This is a genomic window from Megasphaera sp. DJF_B143 (genome assembly GCF_900320625.1).
In the GTDB taxonomy this organism is placed as follows: Bacteria; Bacillota; Negativicutes; order Veillonellales; family Megasphaeraceae; genus Megasphaera; species Megasphaera hexanoica.
On record NZ_ONTA01000147.1, the window covers coordinates 1 to 10,894 of the forward strand.

The following is a 10,894-nucleotide window of genomic DNA, read 5'->3' on the forward strand; positions in this document are numbered from 1 at the left end:
ACGAGAAATGTTCATATAAGGTTCTCTTGCTGATGCGGAGACGGCGGGCCAGATCATCCATGTGGAAATTCGGACCATGCATGCGCAACTCATCTAATGATGCCTGTAAAATTTGTTCACGCATATCTATATTCATGCACTCACCCTATCCATCCTCCACTTCAAACCAACACAAGTCTCAAAAATCATTAAAAACTCAAATAGAAAACTCAGTACCAATTTATAGTTTAATATACGGGACTGCATTAGTCAATGAAAATCTACAGTCCCGCAGGAATTTGTTTCGTTTTAGAACTATCTATTCTGTTATCGTTTCAGCATGTCTTCGACCATCCGTTTCAGCGGAATGATTTTGAGGAAGACAGCCCCGCAGATGGCACCGATGAATGTGTTAGGCAGGAAGGCGACGACAAAAAACCAGAGGGCAACGGCTTTGGAATCGAGGATGAAGGCGGCCAGAGGGTAGGCAACCAGTCCGCCCAGTATGCCCGTACCAAAAATTTCCCCGACGACGGCGCCCCAGATGGACCCGGTCTTCTTATACAGAATCCCCGAAAGGCAGGCGCCGATCATGCTGCCCGGATAAGCCAGAATGGTGCCGACTCCCAGGGCGATGCGGATAGAAGAAATACAGAAAGCACCGGCAACCGAATAGCGCCATCCCAGCAGAACGGCCAGGAGGACATTAATCAAATGCTGCAGGGGAAATACACGGGCGCCCCCAAACGGGAACGATACAAGAGGGGCCAGGAGAACGCCGAGAGCAATAAAAATAGCTGTAAAGGTGAGTTTCTTCAAGTATACATTTTGATTATTCATCGTAATTCAGGACCTTTCCACAGGTAAGATATGTTTCTGTTTGCAACTGGTATAACGCATCGATAAGATGCAGGTGAAACGTACCCGGCCCCTGGGACAGGCGGGCTGCTGTTTCCCCGGCAATTCCCATGGAGAGGATGCCGCTTACAGCCGCCGTAAACGGGCCGGACACGGCCGCAAAGGACGCGATGAGCGATGTCGTCATACAGCCCGTTCCTGTCACATAGGTCAGGAGAGGCGTCCCATTTCCCAGGAGGACGCTGCGCCGGCCATCGGATACGGCATCAACCGGGCCAGTAATGGCCACTGTCGTTTTCAGCAGCCGCGCCAGATGGCGGACTTTTTCTATGGTCATGACTTCTCTGTCATGGCTGTCCACTCCGGGATTGATTCCGCTTCTTCCTGCAGCGAGGCACATCATTTCGCTCATATTGCCCCGGATAACGGTAAGGGGCAGCCGTGCTGCCAGCTGCAGTGCGCCCTGCGTCCGGTACGTCGTACCACCGGCACCTACGGGATCCAGCACGATGGGGACATTCTTCTCTGCTGCCGCTTTACCGGCCCGTTCCATCGCATCTATCGTCCAGGGCTGAAGCGTTCCCATATTGAGGACCAGCGACGAAGCAGCTCCGGCCAATTCTCCTACTTCAGCGGGAGCCCAGGTCATGGTCGGCGATGCCCCTATGGCAAGAGTCGCATTGGCACAATCATTGATGGTGACGACATTAGTTATATGATGGACGAGAGGGCGTTTCTGCCGCAACCGCTGCAGCGCCTCTCCCGCTTCCTGTAATACATTCATGATATGTCCTCTCAGATATGGATTTTCATAATGATTTTACGGACGGGACCGCACAGCCCGTGAGGAGCACACAACGGGCGGTGGCCGTCGCCGGGAAGAAAGATAGCAAAGGTACCCGGTGTCATGAGGACCTGCGTATCATCTTCATAAGAACCGTCGTAGAACCAGATGTCATCATCGGGCCGTGCTTCTACGACCTTGCCCGAGCGGCACAGAGGCTGCCAGCCGATGTATTCTCTCCCGGCCAGTACCATCTGGATATCGATGTAAGACCGGTGCGCTTCTATCTTACGTGCCGACACGTTTTCCGTCATGACTTCATCGATATTGAAGAAATTCGCTCCCGGAAGTTCATGCCGTCCCGGTTTGAGCAATGACGTATGAAGGGAGGCCAGTTCTTTGATCCAGGGCCGCAGCCATTCCGGCAGTGCCTGTACTTCCGTCTCCCATTGCCTGATATTTCCTGCATACATGAAAATCCCACCCTTCCAGAATTAATCCTCTTCTTGTTCTCTCTTTTCTACATTGCGGTCAAAGAGGGCATCGGCAAACTGGGCCGCATCAAAGGGGCGCAGGTCATCGACGCCTTCACCGACGCCGACCCAGCGCACAGGTACGCCCAGTTCCCGTTTGACCGATAAAATGACACCGCCCTTGGCCGTGCCATCCAACTTGGTGAGAACGACGCCCGTAAGCGGTACGACATCGCCGAACAACTTGGCCTGGCTGACCGCATTCTGCCCGGTCGTCGCATCGAGGACCAGCAGCGTTTCCTGCGGTGCCCCTTCGATATTGCGGGAGGCCACGCGGGCCATTTTCCGCAATTCTTCCATGAGGTTGGATTTCGTCTGCAGACGGCCGGCCGTATCGACGAGGAGGATATCCGTATGATGAGCCTTGGCCGACGCCGTCGCATCGAAGACGACTGCCGCCGCATCGGCTCCTTCCTGATGCTTCACGATAGGGACGCCCGTGCGGTCCGCCCAGATAGTGAGCTGTTCTGCCGCCGCTGCCCGGAAGGTGTCGCCTGCGGCCAGCATGACCGATTTGCCCTGCTGGGTATAGTATTTGGCCAGCTTGCCAATCGTCGTTGTCTTGCCGACGCCATTGACGCCGACGATAAAGATGACATCGGTCGTACCGGTGCAATCCGGTACGGGGTCGTTATTTTCTTCCAGAAGGGCTACGATGCACTTTTCCAGGTAAGGAATGACATCATCGCCATTCTGGATTTCCCGGCTCTTTACGCCGCTGCGGATCTGGTCGAGAAGATATTCCGTCGTTTCCACTCCTATATCGCCGGTGAGCATGACCGCTTCCAGATCATCGTACATCTCGTCATCAATTTTGGCATACCCGCGTACGACGGTCTCGATGTTCTTAATGAGCGAGCCTTTCGTTTTTTCCAATCCCTTGCGTAATCTTGAAAAAAATCCCATAATTAACTTCCTTTCTCTATCATATCGTCTACTTTAACGGTAAGCAGGCGGGATACGCCTTTTTCTTCCATGGTCAGGCCCTGGAGCGTATTGGCTGCCTCCATCGTCTTGCGCCGGTGGGTGATGACGATGAACTGGGTCGTGCCACTATAATTCTTCATATACCTGGCCATGCGGATGACATTGGCTTCATCGAGGGCTGCATCAACTTCGTCAAACAGCACGAATGGTGCCGGATGGTAGGCCAGGAATGCCAGCAGCAGGGCAATGACGGTCAGCGCCCGTTCACCGCCGGAAAGGAGCGTCAGTGGCTGCTGTTTCTTTCCCGGCGGCTGAATGAGGATGGACACGCCGGACTGCAGGACATCCTGGCTGCCGGTCAGGGAAATATGGGCCGTGCCCCCGCCGAAAAGCTGGCTGAATATGCGCTGGAAATGACGGGCAATCTCAGCAAAAGCCTGGCTGAACTGACTGGACATGGCCTGGTCGATTTCTGCCACGACGATCTGCAGCCGTTTCCGCGATTCCAGCAGGTCTTCGCACTGGCGATGGTAAAAGTCCCGTTTATCTACGGCGTTCTGATATTCCGTATCGGCATTGGGATTGATTTGTCCCAGGCCGGCAATCTGCTGACGCAAACGCGATACGTGTTCATTCAATTCGCGGAGAGAGCCTTCGCGGCGCCGTTTCATCGCCGCTTCCCGGCTCAGTCCCTGCCGGGCCAGGTGTTCTTCTCCCCGTTCAATCTCGCCACGGTACTTTTCCTGTTGCACTTCTGCCGCATGGACGCGCTGATTCCACTGTTCCTGTTCGTCCCTAAAGTCGTTTATCTGCTGTTCCAGCTCCCGGCTCTTCTCAAAATCGGCTTCCCGTGAAGCATAAAAGGCCTTTTTTTTCTCATCCTTGGCCTTCGTTTCTTTTTCTTTTTCCCGGATATGCGTTGTCAGGTCCTGCAGCAGCTGCCGCGTTTCGTCCTGACGCCGCCCGATGGATGCCAGCCGGTCTGCCGCTTCTTTCGAGGCATCGGCGGCCTGCCGGGACAATTCTTCGTGCTGGCGGATCTGCTCTTCCAGATGACGGATCTGTTCTTCCAGGGTAGCCAGCGCTACCTGCCGGTCGGTCAGGGCATGACGGCACTGTTCCAGTTCGTCCTGTGCCCGCTGCTGTTCTTCTTCCAGTACTTTCGTATCGGCCGGCTTTTCGTCCATCCAGGCTGCGTACGTTTCCTCTTTCTGTACCAGCTCTGCCTGGATGTCCGACCGGGCCGCATACAGCTTCTGCAAGGTCTGTCCGGCTTCACGGGCCCGTTCCCGGGCCTGTTGTTCTTCCCGTTCCATGCTCTGCAGGCTAAGCTGCAGTTTCTGCTGCTCCATATCGGCCTGCCGGCAGGTCTGCTGCTGCCGGGATGCGGCCTTGTCTGCTTCGCCGGCCGCGCGGCGCAGGTCATTTCCCCTTTGGACCAGTTCCTGCAGCTTTTTCTCCGCTGCCGCCGCTTCCTGCTTCAAATCCTGCAGGGCCGCCCGCCGGCTGATGAGGGATCCTTCCCGGTTTTTTACGCTGCCGCCAGTCAGTGAGCCCCCGGCATTGAACAATGTCCCATCAAGGCAGACGATACGCAGCCGGTGCTGGTATGCCCGGGCTGCGGCAGAGGCGGCATCGGCCGTTTCTGCTACGAGCGTCTTATGGAGGAGAGACGAAAAAACAGGCTTGTACTTGTCGTCATACTGTATCAGATCGTCGGCAAAGCCGATGATGCCTGCCATGGCAGAAGCCGCTTCTTCGTCACGGGTCCGGCTGCGGGGCCGCACCGTATCCAGCGGCAGGAAGGTCGTCCGGCCGGCATGGCGTTCTTTCAAATAGGAAATAGCCTGCCGGGCCGTCCGTTCATCGTCGGTCACCACGTGTTGGGATGCTCCGCCCAGGGCGATGTCCAGGGCCGTCGCGTAAGCTGCCGGTATGGTACACAATTCGCCGACGACGCCACAGATACGCGGCCGCCACGGAAGCTGTGCCAGTAATACGGCTTTTACGGCACGGCCCAGTCCTTCATGTTCCTGTTCCATGCTTTCCAGCACGCGTATGCGCTGGGAAAGGGCCGCCGTCTTTCCCTGCAGGCTGCGGTACACCTGTTCTGCCTTCCGGAGCTGCTCATTGGCCTCCTGCTGCTTTGCTTCCCACGTCTTACAAAGAGCCGACGAAGACTGGAACTGCTGTCTGGCCTGTTCCAGATCATCCCTGACCTGTTGCACGGCACCGGCCATGCGGGATGCAGCCTGTTCCTGATCCGTCTTCGCCTGTTCCAGTCCGCCGGCCTGACTGCGGTTCTCTTCCAGGCGGCGGCGCAAATCTTCCATATCCCGTGTCAGGACGAATACATCCTGCTGCCTCCGGGCACTCTCTGTCTGCACCTGTGCCAGGGCATCGGCAGTTTTGCAGGCTTTTTCCCCGGCCTGGCGGAACAGTTCCTCTGTCAGGGAAAGGCCCTGACGGGCTGCATCCCGTTCCTGTTTTTTCCCTTCCAGCTGACTTGTATAAGCGGCCTTTTGTTCCTTGATCTGCCCTTCCTTTTTTTCCGCTGCCTGGACATCCTGCCCGGCCTGGCAGAACGATTCGGCCAGTTCCTGCTGGCGGCTGGAAAAGGCTTCGTGCCGGCTCTTCATGCTGTCCAGTTCATTGTGGACGGCCAGGGTCTCTTCATCGAGGCGCTGCAGGGCCGAATTTTCTTTTTCCATGCGCGTCACCAGCTGCTTCCGCAGGGCTGCCGCCTGTTCCAGTTTTGCCGTGACTGTATCCCGTTCCTGCTGAGCCGTGATGCGGTTATTTTCCGCTTTGGAAAGAAGTCGTTCGGCGTTGCGCAATTCCTGCAGGGCCAGCGTACCTTCATAGGCCAGCCGTTCGCCGTCCAGTTCCCGGAACGTCTGCAGCCGCTGTGCCTGTTCTTTCATCGGTTCCAGCTGGTCTTCCAATACACTCATCATATCGTGGATGCGTTCGAGGTTATGTTCCGTTTCTTCTATCTTGCGCAACCCGTCCTGTTTGCGGCTTTTATAGCGGCTGATACCAGCCACTTCTTCGAAGATGATCCGCCGTTCTTCCGGCTTGCTGTTCAGGATGCGGTCTACCCGGTTCTGGCCGATGACGGCCATCGAATCCTGGCCGATGCCCGTATCGGCAAAGAGGAGATGAATATCCTTGAGACGGCACGGCCGCTTATTAATGAAAAATTCACTTTCACCGGAACGGAATATGCGTCGTGTCACGACGACTTCCGTAAATTCGACGTCGAGCTGATGGTCGCTGTTGTCGAAATACAAAGATACTTCGGCCGCACCCTGGGGACGCCGCTTTTCCGTACCGGAAAAGATAATATCTTCCGACTTCTGGCCGCGCAGCTGGCGGACGTTCTGTTCGCCCATGACCCAGCGGATGGCATCGGAAATATTGCTCTTGCCGCTGCCGTTCGGCCCGACAATAGCCGTGATGCCTTTATCAAATGTCAGTGTTGTCTTATCTGCGAACGATTTAAATCCCCGCAGCTCCATCTTTAGTAATTGCATAGGCTGCCAACTTTCCCATCCAGATATCCCTATGGATAGGAGTCTGTCGTCATACCCATAGTCTTTCTGCTGTAATAAACATATTCTATCATACCATAGATATGTGAAAACACCAATATAGGAGTGGAAAAGAATGAGTAATAAAAAAACCGCAACAAATGACTCTATCATGCCATTTGTTACAGTTTTTTCTCAGCCGATGAAATGATAATAAATCATCGGTATGAACAAGGCCGGGAGGAAATCAGCAATTTTCAACTTTGTCGTGCCGAACATGTTGAGGGCTATCCCGAGGATCATGATGCCGCCTACGGCATTGAGCTCCCGGATGACATCGGCCGTCATGAGCGGCAGAAAGAGTGTTGCCAGCACGTAGAACAATCCCTGGTACACCAGGACGACGAGTCCCACCGGCACGATTCCCAGGCCGTATATGGTCGCAAAGATAAAAGCCGACGTAAAATCGAGGACGCTCTTAAAATACAACAGTTCATTATTACCGAGAGCTGCCTGGACCGGACCCAGGATTGCCATGGCACCGATGATCTGCATGGAAGACAAGGTGACAAATCCCTTGACGAAATTCGATTCATTGCCTGCACGGAGCCGTTTTCTCAGAAATTCCCCGAACTGCTGCATATGGTCCTCTATATGCAGCGCCGTCCCAACCAGCGTACCTACGATCATACTGGCCAGTACGAGGATGAGATTCTGCGTCGCTACGGCAGCCTGTATCCCCATGACGGCGACACACAGAGAAATGACGCCGAAAATGGCCTGCGTATAATGCTGGGGAATCCCCCGTTTCAGAAAAAATCCAATAAGCGCTCCCAAAGAAGTCATACAACCATTGAGTATGACAGCCAACATAATCCATTCCCCCATATCATAGAAAATAAAGCCATTTTATTATAGCAAATTCCCCTATTCCCCGCCACCATTACCTTGCCAGAGGCAGGCAGCTGCGATTTTACCGGATCCTTACATTTAATATGGCCTTTTCTCTTGACGAATGAGTAAATTATGATTATATTGTAGTTTGGACTTACAACACATACAAAGGGAAAGGGGCTGCCATCATGATTCAAGTCTATAAACACAATAATGGCCATCTGGAAGACAATATTTCTCTCGCCTCTGCTGAGAAAGGCTCCTGGATACATGTAGTCAACCCCGATTCAGAAGATCTCCAGCTCGTTTCCATGGTAACGGAAATTCCGACGGACGTCCTCAAGACTTCCCTGGATACGGAAGAACGGTCTCACGTGGAACTGGAAGACAATTATATCTTCATCGTCATCAACATTCCTATCATCCTGGAAACAGACAGCTATGATACACTGCCGCTGGGCATCTTCATCACGCCGGACTTCATCATTACCCTGTGCATTCAGGAAACGGAAGTCATGCGCACCTTCACGGAAAACAAATATCCCCTGTTTTATACATTCAAAAAAACGCGCTTTCTCTTCCAGATTCTGTACCGCACGGCGACGCTCTTCCTGCGGTATTTGCAGCAGATCAACCACCGGACCGATGACATCGAAAAAGACCTGCGCCATTCCATGCAGAATAAAGAATTCTTCCTGCTGCTGGAATTACAGAAATCACTGACTTACTTCACATCGGCCCTGCGAGGCAACGGCATCGTCATGGAAAAACTCATGCGCCTGCGCCGTAACACGGCCCTGCATCATCTGCTCAAGATGTACGAAGAAGACGAAGACCTCCTGGAAGACGTCATCATCGAAAACAAACAGGCTATCGAAATGGTCGAAATGTACTCCAACATCCTCATGAACATGTCCGATACTTTCGCATCGATCATATCCAACAATCTCAACATTGTCATGAAATTTCTCGCCTCGATTACGATCATCCTGGCCGTGCCGACGATCATCTTCAGCCTCTGGGGTATGAACGTTCCCGTTCCCTGGGCCGAAGACCCCTTGGGCTTCCCTATCATCATCGCCATTGCCGTCCTCTGCTCCGGTGCTGCCGTCGCCCTGCTCTGGCTCAAGCATTTATTTTAAGAAATACAATTTCGCAAAAAGCTGCCCCATCAGGCGGTCAGTCTGCTCATGATATGCTCTCTTCCCGGTAGACAAGTGACACAATACAAGCTTGTTTACCGGGAAGGGAGCATTTTTATGAAAAGGCACAAGTTCAAAGCAAGCGTAAGATAGCGTAAGATAGCGTAAAATACCGTCAAAAGACCTGTTGACTTAGACTGTACTCCATCATTTATAATACGGACTAAGAGGTGATACCATTGAAGATCAAAGAAGTCAGTGAAAAGTATAATCTGACCCCTGATACATTGCGATATTATGAACGAATCGGCCTTATCAGCCAGGTGCCGCGCAATAAAAACGGTATCCGTGAATATACCGATGAAAATTGTGCCAGTATTGCGTTCATCAAATGCATGCGTGCCGCCGATGTCTCAATTGAAGGTCTGGCTGCCTATCTGAAATTATACCGCCAGGATGGTGATACCCGGTCTGCCCGCCGGAAAATCCTCCTGCAGGAAAAGCAGCGTCTGAGCGAACGGATGCGCCATATGCAGGAGGCACTGGACCGCCTCGACACCAAACTTCGCCTTCTCGATGAATCATAATATATTAATGGAAATATAGGAAATCTGTTACAGGCTGCCCTGCGGATTATTGCCCAAACCTGCAGGACAGCCTTTTCGCGTACCTTCTGCTACGCATTTCTGTCAAGCCAGGTGTCTATTCTATACCTTTTAATCATAGTTTTATGAACTAGTGGTATACTATAGGTAAAGAATTCATCGTCCGGTTTCATCTTTGTTCCCACTTACTGAGAATACCGGCAAAGGAGGTACTATGTATGAAATTCCCAAAACTCGACAAAAAATCGCTCACTGATGGCATCACGATTCCTCATATGGTCCGCGTCCGCCAGACCTTTCCCGATGAATACCTGACCGATCCCGTAGGCGAACTACAGAAGCAGCTCTCCGCCCATGAAGGCGAACTGGCTCCGGCTGTAAAAGGCCAGCGTATCGGCATTACGGCCGGCAGCCGTGGCGTACCGTATTACAAAGAACTGCTCCGCCTTTTGTGCCGCCAGCTGCAGGAATGGGGAGCCAGCCCCTTTATTTTCCCGGCCATGGGCAGTCATGCCGGTGCGACAGCAGAAGGACAGAAACAGCATCTGGCCCAGTTCGGCATCTGCGAAGAGTACCTGGGCGTACCGGTCATCTCCACCATGGAAACGGTACAGGTAGATCAGCTTCCCGATGGCATGCCGGTCTATTGCGACAAAGCCGCCTACGAAGCCGACGGGATCATTCTGTTCAACAAAATCAAACCGCACACCCATTTCAAAGCGCCCCATGAATCGGGTCTCTTGAAAATGATCTGCATCGGCGTGGGAAAACACCGCGGCGCCAGCGCATTTCATTCCCTGGGCTACGATCACTTCGGTGAAAACCTGGAACGCGTATCGGAAGCCTTCCTGAAGAAAGTACGGGTATTTTTCTCGGTCGGGCTGACTCAGAGTCCCTCCGACCATATCGGCCACCTGGAAGTCATCCCGACTCCCCGTTTATTTGAAGAAGATGCCCGCCTGCAGCAGCTGGCACGGGCAGAAATGCCCCACCTTTTGCTGCCCCGTATCGACGTGCTGGTCATCGATGAAGTCGGCAAGGAAATCAGCGGCGCCGGGATGGACCCCAACGTAACGGGCCGTACGGAACGGGAAAGCCAGTTTGCAGGTTTCCACAAACTGGCACCGGATATCGAAAAAATCGTCCTGCTCGATATTACGGAAAAGGCCCACGGCAATGCAACCGGAGCCGGCGTAGCCGATATCATCAGCTATCGCTTCGTCAATAAAATCGATTTTGCCATGACCTATACAAATATCATCACAGCGAAGTCATTCCACATGGGCGCTATGCCGCTATATGCCAACAGCGATAAAGATGCCATTGAAATGGCTATTGCCCATTCCTTCCTGCCCGACCCGTCACAGGCAAAAGTGGTCCGCATCAAAAATACGATTTCCCTGAATGAACTGGAATGCTCCGTTGCCTGCATCCCTGATATCCAGAAAATTCCCGCCATGGAAGTCATATCGGATCCCTATGACTGGAAATTCAATGAAGAAGATAATCTCTGGTAAGTATATTTACGATACCTGCCAGTGTTATCAAAAGTTTTACCTCATTCTAACGAAGGGGCTGCCTCACTATCAGGCAGCCCCTTTGCTATAACCGTTCTATATCTTTATTTCTCTTTACCAGC

General features: G+C 52.9%; 10 protein-coding genes. 3 read left to right on the top strand and 7 right to left on the bottom strand.

The window, feature by feature from the left end; genetic code table 11:
- The 7 genes from DBO31_RS09485 to DBO31_RS04515 form a co-directional block, all read right to left on the bottom strand.
- A partial coding sequence (locus DBO31_RS09485) for a TetR family transcriptional regulator (RefSeq protein WP_150824543.1) occupies positions 1–136 on the bottom strand: 136 nt, incomplete at its 3' end.
- A gap of 170 nt (positions 137–306) precedes the next feature.
- Positions 307–819, bottom strand: coding sequence for an energy coupling factor transporter S component ThiW (gene thiW / locus DBO31_RS04490; RefSeq protein WP_075582208.1), 513 nt, complete (start codon positions 817–819; stop codon positions 307–309).
- Entirely contained in the window at positions 812–1,621 is an 810-nt protein-coding gene (gene thiM, locus DBO31_RS04495) for a hydroxyethylthiazole kinase (protein WP_059077147.1), read from the bottom strand. Before thiM ends, thiW begins: the two co-directional genes overlap by 8 nt.
- A gap of 11 nt (positions 1,622–1,632) precedes the next feature.
- A complete protein-coding gene (locus tag DBO31_RS04500; RefSeq protein ID WP_150824544.1) occupies positions 1,633–2,094 on the bottom strand; it encodes a YhcH/YjgK/YiaL family protein in 462 nt (153 codons plus the stop codon).
- A 21-nt stretch (positions 2,095–2,115) separates the two neighbouring features.
- Positions 2,116–3,060: a signal recognition particle-docking protein FtsY gene (ftsY, locus tag DBO31_RS04505; protein ID WP_059077145.1), complete on the bottom strand. Its 945-nt coding sequence runs from the start codon at positions 3,058–3,060 to the stop codon at positions 2,116–2,118.
- A gap of 2 nt (positions 3,061–3,062) precedes the next feature.
- A complete protein-coding gene (smc, locus tag DBO31_RS04510) occupies positions 3,063–6,617 on the bottom strand; it encodes a chromosome segregation protein SMC (RefSeq protein WP_150824545.1) in 3,555 nt (1,184 codons plus the stop codon).
- Positions 6,618–6,809: 192 nt separating this feature from the next.
- A complete protein-coding gene (locus tag DBO31_RS04515; RefSeq protein WP_150824546.1) occupies positions 6,810–7,487 on the bottom strand; it encodes a DUF554 domain-containing protein in 678 nt (225 codons plus the stop codon).
- Positions 7,488–7,696: 209 nt separating this feature from the next.
- On the opposite strand from DBO31_RS04515, the gene DBO31_RS04520 reads away from it, so the two are divergent.
- The 3 genes from DBO31_RS04520 to DBO31_RS04530 all read left to right on the top strand — a co-directional run bounded on the left by DBO31_RS04520 (position 7,697) and on the right by DBO31_RS04530 (position 10,772).
- Positions 7,697–8,650, top strand: a complete 954-nt coding sequence (locus tag DBO31_RS04520) for a magnesium transporter CorA family protein (RefSeq protein ID WP_059077142.1) — start codon at positions 7,697–7,699, stop codon at positions 8,648–8,650.
- Positions 8,651–8,889: 239 nt separating this feature from the next.
- Complete coding sequence (locus DBO31_RS04525) at positions 8,890–9,237, top strand: MerR family transcriptional regulator (RefSeq protein WP_075582204.1); 348 nt, start codon at positions 8,890–8,892, stop codon at positions 9,235–9,237.
- Between the two features lie 236 nt (positions 9,238–9,473).
- Positions 9,474–10,772: a lactate racemase domain-containing protein gene (locus tag DBO31_RS04530; RefSeq protein WP_150824547.1), complete on the top strand. Its 1,299-nt coding sequence runs from the start codon at positions 9,474–9,476 to the stop codon at positions 10,770–10,772.
- Positions 10,773–10,894 lie beyond the last annotated feature (122 nt).

What these genes read in the sequence shown, in the direction of transcription:
- thiW (WP_075582208.1), bottom strand. Translation starts at nt 819, where the DNA reads ATGAATAATCAAAATGTATACTTGAAGAAACTCACCTTTACAGCTATT.
- thiM (WP_059077147.1), bottom strand. Translation starts at nt 1,621, where the DNA reads ATGAATGTATTACAGGAAGCGGGAGAGGCGCTGCAGCGGTTGCGGCAG.
- DBO31_RS04500 (WP_150824544.1), bottom strand. Translation starts at nt 2,094, where the DNA reads ATGTATGCAGGAAATATCAGGCAATGGGAGACGGAAGTACAGGCACTG.
- ftsY (WP_059077145.1), bottom strand. Translation starts at nt 3,060, where the DNA reads ATGGGATTTTTTTCAAGATTACGCAAGGGATTGGAAAAAACGAAAGGC.
- smc (WP_150824545.1), bottom strand. Translation starts at nt 6,617, where the DNA reads ATGCAATTACTAAAGATGGAGCTGCGGGGATTTAAATCGTTCGCAGAT.
- DBO31_RS04515 (WP_150824546.1), bottom strand. Translation starts at nt 7,487, where the DNA reads ATGTTGGCTGTCATACTCAATGGTTGTATGACTTCTTTGGGAGCGCTT.
- DBO31_RS04520 (WP_059077142.1), top strand. Translation starts at nt 7,697, where the DNA reads ATGATTCAAGTCTATAAACACAATAATGGCCATCTGGAAGACAATATT.
- DBO31_RS04530 (WP_150824547.1), top strand. Translation starts at nt 9,474, where the DNA reads ATGAAATTCCCAAAACTCGACAAAAAATCGCTCACTGATGGCATCACG.